Source organism: Aurantiacibacter xanthus (genome assembly GCF_003584015.1).
Taxonomy (GTDB): domain Bacteria; phylum Pseudomonadota; class Alphaproteobacteria; order Sphingomonadales; family Sphingomonadaceae; genus Alteraurantiacibacter; species Alteraurantiacibacter xanthus.
Genome location: NZ_QXFM01000140.1, coordinates 63,022 through 78,009, shown reverse-complemented (window position 1 = coordinate 78,009; position 14,988 = coordinate 63,022). Strand labels below are relative to the sequence as shown.

Genomic DNA, 14,988 nt, shown 5'->3' with positions numbered 1-14,988 from the left:
CAATGCGCATCATCGAGCGGTGAGGAGAACATCATGGACCCGAGTCAGCTTGCACCGCTCGTGTTGTACAGTTTTGTCTGCACGGCCACGCCCGGCCCCAACAACATCATGCTTGCCTCATCCGGGCTGGTGTTCGGATTTCGGCGAACCATACCGCATATCTTCGGGATCAGCTTTGGCTGCGCGCTGATGCTGGCGCTGAGCGGGCTGGGTCTGGGCGCGCTGTTCGATGCCTGGCCGGTGCTGCGCTGGGCGGTGCGGATCTTCGGCGCGGTGTACCTTGGCTGGCTGGCAATAAAGCTGTGGCAATCCGAAGGCGTCGAGCGCCGCGAGGGCGCACATCCGCTGACCTTCCTGCAGGCGGCGGCGTTTCAGTTCGTCAATCCCAAGGCCTGGGCGATCACCATGCCCGCTATCGCCAGCTTCACCGTTCCGGGCAAGCCGCTGGCGTTGCAGCTTGGCGTGATCGTCGCCGCCTTTGTGCTGGTCGGCCTGCCCTCGATCGCGACCTGGGCGGCCATGGGCGCAGGCGCGCGCGAGCTGCTGGACAGCCGCCGGGGTATGACCGCGTTCGTGCGCGTGATGGCCATCCTGACCGGGCTCACCGCGCTGCTGTTTCTGATCTGAAGGAGAAGGCCATGACCCGCGAGGAGATGGAACGCTTTGCGGCGGACTGGATCGCCAACTGGAACGCGCGCGATGTCGAGGCCATTCTCGCGCATTTCGCGGAGGATGCCCGCTTTATCAGCCCGCTTGCTGCCGAAATTACCGGCTCCGCGGTGGTGACGGGCAAGGCCAACCTGCGCGCATACTGGGTCAAGGCGCTCGAAGCGACGGCCCAGCTGCATTTCACCTTGATCGGCGTGGTGTGCGATCTAGAGGCGCAGGTGCTCGGCGTGCACTATGTGGCGCGCCGCAACGGCAAGGCGCGACGTGCGCTGGAAGTGATGCGCTTCGTCGGCGACCGGCAGGTCGAGGGCGAGAGCTTCTACAGCGCGCACCAGACCGCGGTAGCCGATTAATTGCAAACCTCGCTCGTTGCGGGCGAGCAACAAGGTAACGGCAATGCAAGTAATCCGTGCCAGCGACTTTACCGGCGAGCGAGCCTGGGCTTCCCTCCTGATCGAGCGGATCGACGATGCGACTGTGCGCCTCCACTGGACCGACAAGCCTTATCGCTGGCACGTCAACGATGGACCGGAGGTCTTCGCCGTGCTCGACGGGCGGGTCGATATGCATGTCCGCACGGCCAGCGGCGAAGAGGTGTTGCACCTTGAGGCAGGCGATATCTTTCACGCCGAAACGGGTGACGAGCATGTTGCCCACCCGCACGGCGAGGCGCGCGTCCTCGTGATCGAGCGGGCGGGAAGCGTGTGAGAATGCCACCCACCTGAGGCGGCTTCGCCTTAGCGCGGGGTCTTCACCGTGAAAGCGATCTCCTGCCCGAATGAGAGTTCGAGCGTATTGCCATCGGGGTCGGCGATATAGGTCCACAGGCCCACCGGCGGTCCGTCGTCGCGCGGAGCCGAGCGCAGGATACCGCGCTGCTCGGCTTCGGCTGCGAGGCGCAGCACCTCGTCCGGGCTCTCACAGGCGACCCCGATATGCCCGAACGGGCCGAGCGGAGTATCGTTGAGCGCGTTGGACCCGATCAGGACGAGCGCGAAGGGCCGCAGGCCATCGGCCATCCACGCGACTTCCTTCACATCACCGCCAGCAGTGCGGCGATGCACCACGTGAAGCGCGGCAAATTGCTCATAGAAGGCGATGGTCTTGTCGATGTCGCGCACCACGAGCGCGATGTGCGACATGCCAAGATCTGTTGCAGGCGACGGGGTCATGGTCATTTCTCCTTCTCCCCCTATCTGGGTAATTAGCCATACGAATGGAAATTGCCATTCGATATGATTACCATGCATCAGATGAATGACATCAACCCGTCTGACCTGAGCCTGCTGCCGATCCTCGAAGCGCTTATCGAAGAGCGGCATGTCTCGCGCGCGGCCTTGCGGCTCAACCGTTCGCAGCCTGCGGTCAGCCATGCGCTGGCCCGGCTCAGGGACCTGTTCGACGACCCGCTGCTGGTGCGCGGCGAAGGCGGTCTGCAACCCACCGCGCGGGCCCTGCAACTGGCCGAACCGCTGGCGCAGGCCCTCGCGCTGGTCCGCACGATGATCGAACAGCCTGCATTCGATCCGCTGCAGTGCAGCCGCCACTTTCGCCTTTCCTTGTCGGACTATGGCGCGGCGATCCTGCTGCCCCGGCTTGTCGCGCAATTGCGCAAGTCCGCGCCGCTGATCGACCTCACGGTCGTATCCTATGGCCGCGAGCGGGCATTGGCCGCGCTGGTGGACGGGGAGATCGACCTTGCGCTCGGCGTTTACCCTGCTCTGGCGCAAGTGCGGTACAAGGCTCTCGCCAGCGCGCTGCTGTTCGAGGAATCCTTCGCCTGCCTCTATGATGAGGCCGCCCTGCCCGGCCCCTTGTCGCTCGAACGCTATCTTGCCGCCCCTCATGTCCGCGTTACCGTCGCGCTGGAGGACGATAGCGAGATCGACGAGGCACTCGCACGCCTTGGCCACAAGCGCCGGATTGCGGTGCAGCTCCCGCATTGGTCGGCGGCGCCCGAAACGGTCAGAGGCACCGATCTGGTGCTGACCGCGGCCCGGCGCAGCATCCAGCATCTGGGCACCGGAGGGTTGCGATGCGGCGATCTGCCGTTTGACCTCGCCAGCTTCCCCTTCGTGCAGACCTGGCACCGCCGCCGCGAGATGGACCCCGCACACCGCTGGCTGCGCGATCACATCGCCGGGATCGTCAGCGCGACAAACGCGGAGAGCTTGCCTTGAGGCCGATAATCGCCCCATAGAGAGCCAATGAAGTCCGCAGACTGTACCATCTGAAGCCTCTCCCGCGCAGGTTCGCGTGAGGAGTTTGCGCGGCGGCCACACTCGTGGTCCGCCGTTGGTGGTTCTGTGTGCGTGAAGCGCATGAAGAACGGCATGGCCCACAGCGGCCAGCATTCAGTGGAACATCTCATGAGCAATTTCTTCGAAAGCCCGTTCAAGGGCATCCCTCTCGACCGTCAGGTCAGCAATCCCAACATTATCGTCGGGCGCTACAGCTACTACTCGGGCTACTATCACGGCCACAGTTTCGATGACTGCGCCCGCTTCCTCGTGCCGGACGAAGGCGCGGACAGGCTCATCATCGGCAGCTTCTGCTCGATCGGATCGGGCGCCGCCTTCATCATGGCAGGCAATCAGGGCCACCGGAACGACTGGATTAGCACCTTCCCATTCTACTGGATGCCGGAAGTCGAGGCCTTTGCCGGAGCGGAAAACGGCTACCTGCCCGCAGGCGACACTGTGATCGGCCACGATGTCTGGATCGGTTCGGAAGCTGTGATCATGCCGGGCGTGAGGATCGGCGACGGCGCGGTGATCGGCACCCGCGCGCTGGTGACGAAGGACGTAGCCCCTTACACTATCGTCGGCGGCAACCCGGCCAAGGCGATCCGCACGCGGTTCGACGAGGCCGACATTGCCCGGCTGCTGGAGCTGCAATGGTGGCATTGGAGCGACGACCAACTGCGTGAGGCGATGACCTTGCTCACGGCGTCGTCGGTGAGCGAGCTTCACGCCTATTGGCGAAGCGCCGTTCAGAGCGCGAGCTAGCATCCATGCCGGCGCCCGTCCGCAAACAACAGCGGACGGGCAGCTACGCGCCATTCAGCAGACATCGATGCGATGCGAGCGTGGCCTGCGCGCCGCATCGCCAAGGCATTCCGATACCTGAGCCGTCGTGACGATGCGAGCGCAGGTCCTGGCGGCAGTGGCCAGTCCGGCGGCATGATCGGCCTGATCGAAATCGGCCGAGGCGTCGGACACGATAAAAGGACGAATGTCGCGCATGAAGGCGTCGGCGGCAGAAAGGTAGCAGCCGATCGAGGTGTAAACCCCGGCGATGATCAGCGAATCCCGGCCAAGCCGGCGCAACATCACATCGAGGTCGCTGCCGTAGAAGGCGCTGTAGCTCCTTTTCGGCAGCAGCCGCACCTCATGATCCGCGAGAGCCAGTTCCGGGTCGAGCGCTGCCGATGCGGGCGCAGGCCCCCGCCCCCACATCTCGCACAACAGACCCCGTTCGCGGGTTTCCCGCGCGCCCGGCACTTGCGAGGCAAACACCGGCACGCCGTGGCTCACACATTGCCGGGCGATGCTGCCGGCGTTGACGATCACCCTGTCGCGCCCGGCAACTCCGGCCAGGTAGTGGGGCTGAAGATCATGCAGCAGCAATGCACATCGATCCGGGGCGAGCGCCCAATGCACCTTGTTCAGAAACGTCACTGGCTTTCCCTTTCAAAAAGGGCCGCCGTGAACGGAACCGTGACATTGGATTGACCATGCGCGTGCCGAACACGGCGGCGATGGTCACAAATGATGACGACATGCCGCTCCTTAGAAGGAGCGCCAATAGCTCACGCAAAGAGGGGCGATTCTGCCGGTCATCGGGCGATCCGGTAGTCGATCCCGAGGTCAATCGCAAGCGGCGGAAGGATCGCCGCCATTGCGCGCCGTCACGATCCACGCGGCGCCATTGATGAACACCGCCGACCCGCGCAGCTTGTGTGCGAAAGCCTCGCGAACAGCGGCGCTCGCCTGCTGGCGGACATCGTCGCTCTCGTTCGCCAATGCGCGCGAGAGCGGGCCGATGTCGAAGGCCATCTGCACGGCGTCGTCTATCGCCGCCTCGGGCGTATCTCCTTCGCCGAACATGATCTCGTGATCGAAGGGTTGAAAGGTGATGTCGGTAAAGCCCGCCTGCTGCAAAATCGTCGCAACGCGATGGCGGTCTCCGAACGAGAACGGACCCGGCGCATCGGCCGGCGGCGGCGGGGGCGGTGCGGGAAGTATCCTGCGGATCGCGCCCATGGGCAGGCGGATCCAGTCATTCGCGCCCGCCTCGCGCCAGCAGATGAACGCCAGCCTGCCCGATGGACTGAGGCTCTGGCGCAGGCGTGAAAAGGCTCTCACGGGATTGGTGAAGAACATCACGCCAAAGCGCGAGAAGATCAGCTCGACCGGATGGGGCGAAAGCTCGGCCTGCTCGGCGTCCGCCACGTGGAAGGTGGCCCGGCTGCTGAGGCCGTAGGTCTCGCGCGCCCGCGCGATCATCGCCTCGGAGATGTCGATCCCCGTCACGCGGCCGGTGGCGCCGACGCGGTCGAATATCTGCGCGGTGGTCGCGCCAGTGCCGCAGCCGATATCGAGCACCGCCTCGCCCGTCGTGGGAGCAGCTGCATCGATGGCGGCCTCGCCGAATGGAAGCATCATCTGGTCAAGTCTGGCCTGATGCACAACCCATGGGACATCTGCCTGTCCCCGCCAGTCCTTGATCTGCTCTGACATACGCTTGGCCATATCTTCTTCTCTGCAATTAAGTTGCAATAGCGCTAGTGGACGGGTCGCAGCGATGCAAGCTTCTGGCTGCGCTGCGGGGAGGAATTGATAGCGGGCTTTATCGCTGTGCCGGATGGAGTGCGAGCCGCAGGCCGAGGGCGATCAGCACGCCGCCGGTCACCCCATCGAGCCAGCGCGCCACGGTCGCTTTGGCGAACCAGTGCCGCAGCGGCTTGCTGCCGAGGATCAGCGCCGCGAACCATCCCATGCCGAGCACGGCGTGAATGCCCGCCAGCAACAGGCTGAACCCGAGCACGGAGGCTCCAGCCGGAATGAACTGCGGCAGGAAGCTCACATAGAAGACGCCCATCTTGGGGTTCAACAGATTGGTCAGCAGCCCCTTCACGAACCAGTTGCCGGAACGCGCCGGGGCGGCTGACAACGCTGCGTTTACGGCTGCGGAAGGGGCGCCCGGCTTGCGCGCCGACCAGATCATCCCCAGCCCCAGCCAAAGCAAGTAGGCGGCACCTGCATATTGCAGGATCGCGTAAAGCGTGCCGGAGAGCGCCAGCACGGCCCCCAGCCCGAGGGCCACGATCAGCCCCCAGCCGAGCACACCGGCCACCACGCCAGCCGCGGCGGCGAGAGCCTGTCGCGGCCCCTCGACCGCCAGAGTGCGCAAGACCAGCGCCGTGTCCAGACCGGGGGTGAGCACAAGCAGCCCGGCGGCCAGCGTGAAACCGGTAAGCGATGTCCACAGAGTCATGCCCGATTGCCTTCCAGTTCAGTGCGGAACACCGCGAGGATTTCCCGCCCCCTTGCCCATTCGCCCAGATTGCTGTCGGCGTTGATATGGCCGAGCGAACCCACTGCAATCAGCCGCGAGCCCCACTGGCGGGCGCGTCGTTCGCTATGATCGAGGCTGCCGTAAGGATCATCTGCGCTGGCGACCACCACACTGGGAAAGGGCAGCGGTTGTTCCGGCACTTGCGCGAAGGACCGTGCTTCGACAGGAAACTGAGGTCCGCTCGGGTCGGGAACCGCGACGAGGATCGCCCCGGCTGCGCGCGGCCCGCGTGCCTGCGCCCAATGTGCCACCAGCAGACAGGCCAGGCTGTGCGCCACGAGGATCGGCGGACGGGCATGGGCGTTCACCGCGCGGTCCAGCGCGGCGCACCAGTCGGCCAGCTCCGGTCGGTCCCAGTCGGGAACCGAAAGCCGTGTCATCGCAGGATCGGCCCGCTGCCAGTGGCTTTGCCAATGGCCTGGCCCCGAGCCGCCCAGACCCGGAAGCAAAAGTACCGGCAGCATCATTCTCTGCCCGTTTTCGTGCGCATCAACTTGTTCCTCAGCCTCCATCATTGTATCAAACCGTGAGTCGATCAAATCATACATTGTACTGGTTCAATTATGGACGCGTCATCCAGCCCCACTGCTCCTTTCCACGATTTCGATCTGCATGCACGTGGCCCCGTCATGGGCGAGGCCACGTTGGACAGGGGGCTGATCGTGCTGCCGCAGGGCAAGCTGGTTGACCCGGATACTCCCACATGGAACTCCTTCGCGAACAGTTGGGCCGATCTGCCGCGCGATACCTGGATGGCCGACGGTGGCACCTATCGTCGGCGTCGCTATGCTGCCTACGAGGTCGCTGATGGCCAGTGTACGCGCCTGCCGCATCGCCCGCATTTTCAGGATCGCGGCTACAATCCGCTCAATGGCGGGGTCGAGCGTTGGTTTGCGCCGATCGAACAGGACCAGCCGTGGTTGCCGATGCTTGCCACGCTCATTCACGACACCGCAGCCGCTATTGCGCGTGCCAGCGGACGGGAGCCTCATGCATGGTCCGTCGAAGCGCATCAGTTTCGCATCGAAGCTCTGTCTGGCCACCCCGGTTTGCCCACACCTGAGGGCATGCACCGTGACGGTCGCGACTGGGTGCTTATCCTGCTTGTCGGTGGCAGCAACTACGCTGGCGGCGAAAGCCGCGTCGAGGATGCGGACGGGGCCTGTCTGCTGGAGCACAGGCTTGCCCAGCCCGGTGAAGCCCTGCTTTTGAATGACCGCGAGGTCCGTCATGGGACAACTCCGATCGAGGCTGTGATACCCGGCGTCCCGGCGTGGCGCGACACGCTTGTCCTTACCTTTGCCATGATCGGGTGCGCTGAGGGAGGATAAGGACTTGGATCGCTTTTTCGTCATCACCGGCGGCCCCGGATCGGGCAAAAGCACTCTGCTCGAGGCCTTGGCCGATGAGGGGCTGCCGCATATGCCCGAGGCCGGGCGCGCCGTGATCCGCGAGGAAATGGCCGCCGGCGGAACGGCGCTGCCATGGGATGACCGCGAGGCCTTTGCCGACCGGATGCTCGTGCATGACCTCCACGCCTATGCGCAGGGCCAGATGCGCGAGGGAGTCCTGTTTTTCGACCGCGGCATTCCCGACATCATCGGCTACCGGCGGCTTTGCGGCCTCCCCATCCCGGACCGCCTGGTGCACGAGGCAGAGCGCCGCCGCTACAACCGGCACGTCTTCATCGCCCCGCCGTGGGCCGAGATCTATGCCAACGATGCCGAACGCAAGCAGGACTGGGCCGAAGCCGTGGCGACACACGACGCAATGGTGCGCGTCTACGAGGAGCTGGGCTATGTCCTCGTGCCTCTTCCGCTCGTTTCGCCCGCAGAGCGCGCCGCCTTCGTACAGGCCCGGATTGTGAAGGCATGACGAGATCCGGCCCTTCGACAGCTGGCCTATCAACCGGCCTGCTCATTATTCCCAAACTGGACCGCCCAGCCGGTCCGGAGCCAATCTATGGCCAGCCCATCTTTCGAGGAGGGCAGAAATGCTGAAAACCGCGGTGGCGATCCGCCATGTCCCGTTTGAGGACCTCGGCATTTTCGAGCAGCCCCTCGAGGATGAGGGGTTTTCGCAATGGCTGAAGGAGGTGGGAGCGTAACCCTCCACCCCCTGCCCTTCTCCTGAAGCCATAGTTCGGCACCGCCTCCCAGTTGGGTGGTGAGGCGGTGCCGGACACCATGACTGGCGAGATCCTCGTCAGCCAGTCCCCCGTTCCTTTCAAAACCGCGATGACAATTCCGGCGAGCATGTCGTCGACGCAAGGTCGACGCTGTAAAAAAGACTGGTGCAGAGGGCGAGCGATCTGTGCCATCGCAATGCGTCCTTCGCGGTGAACCGGGAAGACCCTGGGCCAAAGTCAGTATGTGCGAACGAGGTGGTGAATGGGCGTTGTCGAAGATCTGATCAGCCGGAGCCGGAATACCGCGCATGGTTTCACGGACCTGCAGGCCGCAGCCGACGAGCTTGTGGCAGGCTGCGACGGTCAGGCCGCCAAAGCTGTGGCCCTGGACTTGCTTTGCACCGATGTGCATCAGGCTCGCTGCATCGCAACCTTCATCCTCGGACGCCTTGCCGCAAGCGATCCTGATGCGCTGCAAATCCTGAAGCAGCGCATCAGCCTCGATCCCGATTGGCGCGTGCAGGAAATCCTCGCCAAGGCGTTCGACCGGTTCTGTCAGGATACCGGATATGAAAAGGCGCTGCCGGTTATTCGTGAGTGGCTGTCCGCCGATCACCCGAACACGCGACGGGCGGTGACCGAAGGGCTGCGGATCTGGACCGGGCGCCCCTACTTTCGCGAACACCCGGGTGTGGCGGTTGCGCTTCTCTCCGCGCAACGCAGCAGCGAAAGCGACTATCTGCGCAAGTCCGTCGGCAATGCCCTGCGCGACATCAGCAAGAAGCACCCGGACCTCGTCCGCGAGGAGATAGAAGGCTGGGATCTGACCCACAGCGGCGTTGCCAAGGTCGCCAGGCTGGCGACCCGCTTCATCGCCTCCAAGGGCTGAGCGGCCGCTATCCTTCCTGCAAAATTGACGGTTCCGTTTGCCGCGCCCCTCCTGTACGCCCGGCGCAAATTGGAGAGGAGAATTCAGCACCATGTCGATCCTTGCGGGCCGTGTGGCCGTCGTCACAGGGGCAAGTTCTGGCATTGGCGAGGCCTGTGCTGTCGAGTTCGTCAACCGTGGTGCCAAGGTTGTGCTTGCCGCGCGCCGGGTGGAGCGGCTCGAAGGGCTGGTGGCGAGGATCGAGGCGATGGGCGGCGAAGCGCTGGCCGTGGCCACCGATGTCACCGACGAGCAAGCCGTCGCCAACCTGTTTGCCGAGGCCGTGGCGAAATTCGGCACCGTCGATGTGCTGATCAACAACGCCGGGATCGCCGAGAATACCCCCGTGCATGAGACCAGCCTTGAGCAGTGGATGCAGGTCATCAACACCAACCTGACCAGTGCTTTCCTGTGCGCCAAGCATGCCTGGCCGATCTTCCTCAAAGGCGGCCACGGGCGCATCGTCAATGTCGGTTCGATCTCGGCCAAGGTGCCGCGTTCGGAGTGCCCCTCCTACACCGCCAGCAAGTTTGGCCTCGCCGGGCTGACCCATGCGCTGGCGGTTGACGGGCGCGACAGCAATATTGCGGTGTCGATCTTCCACCCCGGCATCGTTGTCACCGAGATCATGCCGGGGTCGGTCAAGCTGCCCGAGAACTTCGCCGCCACGCCGGAAGAGGCGGCAGGCATTATCGTCCACATGTGCGACATGCCCGATCACCTCAATTTCTATGAGGCCTTGATGGTGCAGAACAAGCTGCCCTTCCTCGGACGCGGATAAACCCTCCGATGTCGGCAGATCTGGCCTGCTGGAATATCGCCGATCTGCGCCGCAAGGCCAGGCGGCGCCTTCCGCGCGGTGTTTGGGAGTATCTCGAACGCGGCGTTGAGGACGAGATCGGCATGGACCGCAACCGCGCCGCGCTCGATGCGCTGACCTTCGTGCCGCGCGTGGCGCGCAATGTCGAGCGGGTCGACCTCTCGGCTGAACTGCTGGGTGAGCCGAGCGCCCTGCCCTTCGCCATCGGCCCGACCGGTGCCGCTGGCTTGATCCATTACAACGGCGATATTGCCCTGGCGCGGGCGGCACGGGCAGCAGGCATTCCGTTCACGATCTCCAGCGCCAGCACCCTCGATCTGGAGATGATCGCGGTCGAAGCCGGGCGTGTGTGGTTCCAGCTTTACCTCTGGGAGAACCGTGAGTTGTCGTTCGATGTCGTGCGCCGTGCGCAGGATGCGGGATGCGACACGCTGTTCGTCACGCTCGATCTGCCGGTGCCGCCCAACCGCGAGTATCTGTTTCACAACGGCTTCGGCATACCGTTCAAGCCCAATCGCCAGAATGTGGTTGACGTGCTGACCCATCCGCGCTGGCTGCTTGGTGTGATCGGGCAGTATGTTTTGCGCGAGGGCAAGTTGCCGCAGCAGGCGAACCTGCCGCCGCATCTGCGTCATTCGATTGGCAAGGGCGGCAAGCCGGGGGCACAGTTCAAGCAGGACAATCTCGACTGGGACGGCATTGCGCAACTGCGCGCGATGTGGCGCGGCAAGATGGTGCTGAAGGGCGTGCTGCATCCCGATGACGCACTTGAGGCGGCGCGACGCGGGATCGACGGCGTGGTCGTCTCCAACCACGGTGCGCGGGCGCTCGATCACTCGGTTGCCGCCATCGATGCCCTGCCCGCCGTGCTGGCGGCAGCGGGCGACCGGCTCGACGTGTGGTTCGATAGCGGAGTGCGGCGCGGCAGCGATGTGGTCAAGGCGCTGGCCCTGGGTGCGAAGGGGGTGTTGCTCGGGCGGGCGACGCTCTATGGTCTTGCCGCTGGTGGCGAAGCCGGCGTGACGCGCGCGATCGATCTGCTCGCGCAGGAGCTGCGACGGACCATCGCCTATCTCGGCGTCACCAGTGTGGCAGAGCTGGACCACGCCGTATTCGGTCCTTGACGACAATAGCTCGATTTTGGCGCTTGATCACATTCAATGTGACCACTAGATGGGGTTCACATTGAAATGTGATTTAGGAACTGTCTATGTCCGATCAGGTTCTCGCCAAGGTTCTGGCCCTTATTGGAGAGGGCAAGATGACCCGCGCCGGGCTCGCCCGTGCTGCCGGCCTCCATGCCAACACCCTGCGCGACTGTACCGAGCCGGGCTGGAACCCGACGGCCGAAACGCTCGGCAAGCTCGACCGCTTTCTCTCCGAAAACGACGACAGCCCGGTGCTGGTCGGGATCGAGGAGCTGATCGAGGAAGCGCGCAACGGGCGCATGTTCATCCTCGTTGACGACGAGGACCGCGAGAACGAGGGCGACCTCATCATCCCCGCGCAGATGGCGACGCCCGATGCGATCAACTTCATGGCGACCCATGGCCGCGGGCTGATCTGCCTCGCACTGTCCAAGACCCGCGTGGACTCGCTGGGGCTCGAACTGATGAGCCGCAAGAACCGCACCCGCCACGAAACCGCCTTCACCGTCGCCATTGAGGCGCGCGAGGGCGTCACCACCGGGATCAGCGCCGCCGACCGCGCGCGCACCATTTCGGTCGCGATTGACGCCTCGAAAGGCCCGGACGACATCGTCACCCCCGGTCACGTGTTCCCGCTGGTTGCGCGCGAGGGCGGCGTGCTGGTCCGCGCCGGGCATACCGAGGCGGCGGTCGATATCTCGCGGCTCGCCGGGCTCAACCCGAGCGGCGTGATCTGCGAGATCATGAACGAGGACGGGACCATGGCCCGCTTCGACCAGTTGATCGCCTTTGCCCGCAAGCACCGGTTGAAGATCGGCACGATCCGCGATCTGATCGCCTACCGCCGCCAGAACGATCACCTTGTCGAAAACCGCGGCGAAGCGCGGTTCTCCAGCCGCTGGGGCGACGACTGGCGCGCGATCAGCTTCTGGAACAAGGCCACGAAGGACGAGACCCTGGCGCTGGTCAAAGGCCATATCGATCCCGCCAGGCCGACGCTGGTGCGGATGCACGCGTTCGCCATCTTCGACGACGTGTTCGCGCGCGATATCGAGCGCTCGCGGTTGCTCGAAGGCGCCATGCGAGCCATCGGCGAAGAAGGCTCGGGTGTGGTGGTCCTGATCAACCGTCCCTCGGCCGACTATGTTTCGCGCGCGATCCGGGCGCTTGAACGGCGTCCGCGCGAAAGCGAGGAAGAGCAGCGCGACTATGGCGTCGGCGCGCAGATCCTCACCGAACTGGGCGTGCGCGACATGATCCTGCTTACCAACACCTCGCATTCGCTGGTCGGCCTCGATGGCTATGGCCTGTCGATTGTCGGGGAACGCCCGATTGCCTGCGGAGAAGAATAATCATGGCCCGTTTCCTTATCGTCGAAGCCCGTTTCTACGACCACCTCAACGATCTGCTGATCGCCGGCGCCCGTGCCGCGCTGGAAGAGGCAGGGCACAGCGTCGATGTGCTGACCGTGCCCGGCGCGCTCGAGGTGCCCGGCGCGATTGCGCTTGCTGCCGAAAGCGGGCGCTATGATGGCTTCGTCGCCATCGGTGTGGTGATCCGGGGCGAGACCTATCACTTTGAAATCGTGGCCGGCGAGAGCGCGCGTGCGATCATGGCGCTGACCATGGATGCGGTGGCCATCGGCAACGGTATCCTCACGGTCGAGAACGAGGAGCAGGCGCTGGTGCGCGCCGATCCGGCGCAGAAGAACAAGGGCGGCGAGGCGGCCGTCGCGGCCATGCGGTTGCTCGAATTGCAGGAGACGTTTCAGTAGCTGGACGCCCCTCGTTCGGCGCGCTGCCCATCGTTCTGGGTGGTCATGTGTTCGGCGACGAGGGGTACAATTGATTCAATCGTGCGCCGCGAGGAGCGGCCGGCGATTGTGCGCGAGGTGGATCGCAGGAACTCCAATCTACTCTCCTGCGACCCCGTTTCCAACATCGTTCACATCGTAATGTGATCGATGCTGGATTTCGAGGAACCAAACCTGCATCTCGCCGCTTGCTCTGGTAATGAACGGACCTCTTGAATGGATCGCGGCCATCGGCGCGATGCTCGCCGCAGGCCTGATTGCCGCCGACCTCGGACGAAGGGCTACCGGCTATGCCTTCATCCTGTTTTGCGCGGTGTCGATCATCTGGATCGTGTCGGGACTGACATCGGGTGCGATGCCGATTGCGGCGATGAACGCCATCCTGTTGCTCATCAACGCCTGGGGCGTGTGGCAGTATCTGCTCAGCCGCAAGAACCGTAAGGTGATGGAGCGGCTGGAGCCGATCGAAAAACGGATCGAGCAGGAAGTCGAGGCCGAGCCCGAGCGCTGATTGCGCCCTGCCCGGCCCCGTGATTTCGCCCTGTCAGCCGCCCAGACGGCCGAAGCAGCCCTTGCCCGCATAGCGCGCACCGCTGCCCAGTTCTTCCTCGATGCGGATCAGCTGGTTGTACTTCGCCAGCCGGTCCGAACGCGCGAGCGAGCCGGTCTTGATCTGGCCGCAGTTGGTGGCAACCGCCAGATCGGCAATCGTCGCATCCTCGGTTTCGCCCGAGCGGTGGCTCATCACGTTGGTGTAGCCCGCACGGTGCGCGATCTCGACCGCTTCCAGCGTCTCGGTCAGCGAGCCGATCTGGTTCACCTTCACCAGCATCGAATTGGCGAGACCCTGCTCGATGCCCATGGTCAGGCGCTTGGGGTTGGTCACGAACAGGTCGTCACCCACCAGCTGGACCTTGTCGCCGATCATGTCGGTCAGCGCCTTCCAGCCCTCGAAGTCGTCCTCGGCCATGCCGTCCTCGATCGACTTGATCGGATAGTCGGCGCAAAGCTTGGCGAGGTATTCCGCCATTTCCAGCGAGTTGAGCGAAAGCTGCTCGCCCGCAAGGTCATAGCGGCCATCGGTGAAGAACTCGGTCGAGGCGCAGTCGAGCGCCAGCACGATGTCTTCACCCGGCTTGAACCCGGCCTTCTCGACCGAGGCCATGATGAAGTCGAGCGCATCGCGCGTGCCAGCGAGGTTCGGCGCGAAGCCGCCTTCGTCGCCAACCGAGGTCGACAGGCCCTTCTCCGCGAGGCCCTTCTTCAGCGTGTGGAAGATTTCCGCGCCCCAGCGCACGCCCTCGGCCAGCGTTTCCGCACCGACCGGCATGACCATGAATTCCTGCACGTCGATCGGGTTGTCGGCGTGTTCGCCGCCGTTGACGATGTTCATCATCGGGGTCGGCAGCACATGGGCCGACACGCCGCCGACGTAGGAGTAAAGCGGCAGGCCGCGCGCGTTGGCTGCAGCCTTGGCGGCGGCGAGGCTCACGCCGAGGATGGCGTTGGCACCGAGGCGCGCCTTGTTGGCGGTGCCGTCAAGCTCGATCATCGCATAGTCGAGGTCGCGCTGGTCTTCCGCGTCGAGGCCGAGCAGCGCATCGGCGATCTCGGTGTTCACCGCATCGACTGCCTTCAGCACGCCCTTGCCCAGATAGCGGCCCTTCTCGCCGTCGCGCAATTCCACGGCTTCGTGAGCGCCGGTCGAGGCGCCCGAGGGCACCGCCGCGCGGCCGAAGCTGCCGTCTTCGAGCAGGATGTCGACCTCGACCGTGGGGTTGCCCCGGCTATCGAGAATTTCGCGGCCGTGAATGTCGATAATGGCGGTCATTGCTAAGCGCTCCAGAGTGGCGTGTTTAAGACAGTTGCGCGCCTCCTATGCCGCGGAACATTCAAGGGCAA

Annotated in this window: 19 protein-coding genes; 13 read left to right on the top strand and 6 right to left on the bottom strand. The window is 64.4% G+C overall.

Annotation, left to right across the window (positions count from 1 at the left end):
* The first annotated feature begins 33 nt into the window (after positions 1-33).
* From D2V17_RS18555 to D2V17_RS18545, 3 genes are read left to right on the top strand one after another with little or no spacing between them, the layout of a single operon-like run.
* The gene (locus D2V17_RS18555) at positions 34-627 is read left to right on the top strand and encodes a LysE family translocator (protein ID WP_191229292.1); all 594 of its coding nucleotides are present in this window, start codon (positions 34-36) and stop codon (positions 625-627) included.
* Between the two features lie 11 nt (positions 628-638).
* Entirely contained in the window at positions 639-1,022 is a 384-nt protein-coding gene (locus D2V17_RS18550; protein WP_119594642.1) for a YybH family protein, read from the top strand.
* Between the two features lie 43 nt (positions 1,023-1,065).
* Positions 1,066-1,377, top strand: a complete 312-nt coding sequence (locus D2V17_RS18545; protein WP_119594720.1) for a cupin domain-containing protein — start codon at positions 1,066-1,068, stop codon at positions 1,375-1,377.
* Between the two features lie 29 nt (positions 1,378-1,406).
* Here the strand turns inward: D2V17_RS18545 and D2V17_RS18540 are convergent, their stop codons facing one another.
* Positions 1,407-1,841, bottom strand: coding sequence for a VOC family protein (locus tag D2V17_RS18540; protein WP_220474161.1), 435 nt, complete (start codon positions 1,839-1,841; stop codon positions 1,407-1,409).
* Between the two features lie 81 nt (positions 1,842-1,922).
* On the opposite strand from D2V17_RS18540, the gene D2V17_RS18535 reads away from it, so the two are divergent.
* Both D2V17_RS18535 and catB read left to right on the top strand, forming a co-directional pair.
* Positions 1,923-2,849, top strand: coding sequence for a LysR family transcriptional regulator (locus tag D2V17_RS18535; RefSeq protein WP_119594719.1), 927 nt, complete (start codon positions 1,923-1,925; stop codon positions 2,847-2,849).
* 189 nt (positions 2,850-3,038) lie between these two features.
* Entirely contained in the window at positions 3,039-3,677 is a 639-nt protein-coding gene (gene catB / locus D2V17_RS18530; RefSeq protein ID WP_119594718.1) for a type B chloramphenicol O-acetyltransferase, read from the top strand.
* Between the two features lie 54 nt (positions 3,678-3,731).
* Here the strand turns inward: catB and D2V17_RS18525 are convergent, their stop codons facing one another.
* The 4 genes from D2V17_RS18525 to D2V17_RS18510 all read right to left on the bottom strand — a co-directional run bounded on the left by D2V17_RS18525 (position 3,732) and on the right by D2V17_RS18510 (position 6,713).
* Positions 3,732-4,349 carry an isochorismatase family protein gene (locus D2V17_RS18525; protein WP_119594640.1) on the bottom strand — a complete coding sequence of 206 codons (618 nt, stop codon included), beginning with the start codon at positions 4,347-4,349 and terminating at the stop codon, positions 3,732-3,734.
* A gap of 189 nt (positions 4,350-4,538) precedes the next feature.
* Positions 4,539-5,423 (bottom strand): class I SAM-dependent methyltransferase, encoded by an 885-nt coding sequence (locus tag D2V17_RS18520; protein WP_119594639.1) that lies wholly within the window; start codon positions 5,421-5,423, stop codon positions 4,539-4,541.
* 97 nt (positions 5,424-5,520) lie between these two features.
* Complete coding sequence (locus D2V17_RS18515) at positions 5,521-6,168, bottom strand: LysE family translocator (RefSeq protein WP_119594638.1); 648 nt, start codon at positions 6,166-6,168, stop codon at positions 5,521-5,523.
* Positions 6,165-6,713: an RBBP9/YdeN family alpha/beta hydrolase gene (locus D2V17_RS18510; protein ID WP_119594717.1), complete on the bottom strand. Its 549-nt coding sequence runs from the start codon at positions 6,711-6,713 to the stop codon at positions 6,165-6,167. Before D2V17_RS18510 ends, D2V17_RS18515 begins: the two co-directional genes overlap by 4 nt.
* Positions 6,714-6,878: 165 nt before the next feature.
* Between D2V17_RS18510 and D2V17_RS18505 the strand changes: the two genes are divergently transcribed.
* The 8 genes from D2V17_RS18505 to D2V17_RS18465 all read left to right on the top strand — a co-directional run bounded on the left by D2V17_RS18505 (position 6,879) and on the right by D2V17_RS18465 (position 13,597).
* Entirely contained in the window at positions 6,879-7,580 is a 702-nt protein-coding gene (locus D2V17_RS18505) for a 2OG-Fe dioxygenase family protein (protein WP_191229291.1), read from the top strand.
* A gap of 4 nt (positions 7,581-7,584) precedes the next feature.
* Positions 7,585-8,124 carry an AAA family ATPase gene (locus D2V17_RS18500; protein ID WP_220474159.1) on the top strand — a complete coding sequence of 180 codons (540 nt, stop codon included), beginning with the start codon at positions 7,585-7,587 and terminating at the stop codon, positions 8,122-8,124.
* A 515-nt stretch (positions 8,125-8,639) separates the two neighbouring features.
* Positions 8,640-9,266: a DNA alkylation repair protein gene (locus D2V17_RS18490; RefSeq protein ID WP_119594635.1), complete on the top strand. Its 627-nt coding sequence runs from the start codon at positions 8,640-8,642 to the stop codon at positions 9,264-9,266.
* A 91-nt stretch (positions 9,267-9,357) separates the two neighbouring features.
* Positions 9,358-10,086, top strand: a complete 729-nt coding sequence (locus D2V17_RS18485; RefSeq protein ID WP_119594634.1) for an SDR family oxidoreductase — start codon at positions 9,358-9,360, stop codon at positions 10,084-10,086.
* A gap of 8 nt (positions 10,087-10,094) precedes the next feature.
* Positions 10,095-11,249, top strand: a complete 1,155-nt coding sequence (locus D2V17_RS18480) for an alpha-hydroxy acid oxidase (protein ID WP_119594633.1) — start codon at positions 10,095-10,097, stop codon at positions 11,247-11,249.
* Positions 11,250-11,335: 86 nt separating this feature from the next.
* Entirely contained in the window at positions 11,336-12,625 is a 1,290-nt protein-coding gene (ribB, locus tag D2V17_RS18475) for a 3,4-dihydroxy-2-butanone-4-phosphate synthase (protein WP_119594632.1), read from the top strand.
* A 2-nt stretch (positions 12,626-12,627) separates the two neighbouring features.
* Positions 12,628-13,047, top strand: a complete 420-nt coding sequence (gene ribH / locus D2V17_RS18470; protein WP_119594631.1) for a 6,7-dimethyl-8-ribityllumazine synthase — start codon at positions 12,628-12,630, stop codon at positions 13,045-13,047.
* Positions 13,048-13,285: 238 nt separating this feature from the next.
* Positions 13,286-13,597: a hypothetical protein gene (locus D2V17_RS18465; RefSeq protein ID WP_119594630.1), complete on the top strand. Its 312-nt coding sequence runs from the start codon at positions 13,286-13,288 to the stop codon at positions 13,595-13,597.
* A 33-nt stretch (positions 13,598-13,630) separates the two neighbouring features.
* Here D2V17_RS18465 and eno read toward each other — a convergent pair whose 3' ends face one another.
* Positions 13,631-14,917: a phosphopyruvate hydratase gene (gene eno / locus D2V17_RS18460; protein WP_119594629.1), complete on the bottom strand. Its 1,287-nt coding sequence runs from the start codon at positions 14,915-14,917 to the stop codon at positions 13,631-13,633.
* Positions 14,918-14,988: the final 71 nt, after the last annotated feature.

Coding starts and splice junctions, on each gene's coding strand:
- D2V17_RS18555 (WP_191229292.1), top strand. CDS start 34: ATGGACCCGAGTCAGCTTGCACCGCTCGTGTTGTACAGTTTTGTCTGC.
- D2V17_RS18550 (WP_119594642.1), top strand. CDS start 639: ATGACCCGCGAGGAGATGGAACGCTTTGCGGCGGACTGGATCGCCAAC.
- D2V17_RS18545 (WP_119594720.1), top strand. CDS start 1,066: ATGCAAGTAATCCGTGCCAGCGACTTTACCGGCGAGCGAGCCTGGGCT.
- D2V17_RS18540 (WP_220474161.1), bottom strand. CDS start 1,841: ATGACCCCGTCGCCTGCAACAGATCTTGGCATGTCGCACATCGCGCTC.
- D2V17_RS18535 (WP_119594719.1), top strand. CDS start 1,923: ATGAATGACATCAACCCGTCTGACCTGAGCCTGCTGCCGATCCTCGAA.
- catB (WP_119594718.1), top strand. CDS start 3,039: ATGAGCAATTTCTTCGAAAGCCCGTTCAAGGGCATCCCTCTCGACCGT.
- D2V17_RS18520 (WP_119594639.1), bottom strand. CDS start 5,423: ATGGCCAAGCGTATGTCAGAGCAGATCAAGGACTGGCGGGGACAGGCA.
- D2V17_RS18515 (WP_119594638.1), bottom strand. CDS start 6,168: ATGACTCTGTGGACATCGCTTACCGGTTTCACGCTGGCCGCCGGGCTG.
- D2V17_RS18510 (WP_119594717.1), bottom strand. CDS start 6,713: ATGCTGCCGGTACTTTTGCTTCCGGGTCTGGGCGGCTCGGGGCCAGGC.
- D2V17_RS18505 (WP_191229291.1), top strand. CDS start 6,879: ATGGGCGAGGCCACGTTGGACAGGGGGCTGATCGTGCTGCCGCAGGGC.
- D2V17_RS18490 (WP_119594635.1), top strand. CDS start 8,640: ATGGGCGTTGTCGAAGATCTGATCAGCCGGAGCCGGAATACCGCGCAT.
- D2V17_RS18485 (WP_119594634.1), top strand. CDS start 9,358: ATGTCGATCCTTGCGGGCCGTGTGGCCGTCGTCACAGGGGCAAGTTCT.
- D2V17_RS18480 (WP_119594633.1), top strand. CDS start 10,095: ATGTCGGCAGATCTGGCCTGCTGGAATATCGCCGATCTGCGCCGCAAG.
- ribB (WP_119594632.1), top strand. CDS start 11,336: ATGTCCGATCAGGTTCTCGCCAAGGTTCTGGCCCTTATTGGAGAGGGC.
- ribH (WP_119594631.1), top strand. CDS start 12,628: ATGGCCCGTTTCCTTATCGTCGAAGCCCGTTTCTACGACCACCTCAAC.
- D2V17_RS18465 (WP_119594630.1), top strand. CDS start 13,286: ATGAACGGACCTCTTGAATGGATCGCGGCCATCGGCGCGATGCTCGCC.
- eno (WP_119594629.1), bottom strand. CDS start 14,917: ATGACCGCCATTATCGACATTCACGGCCGCGAAATTCTCGATAGCCGG.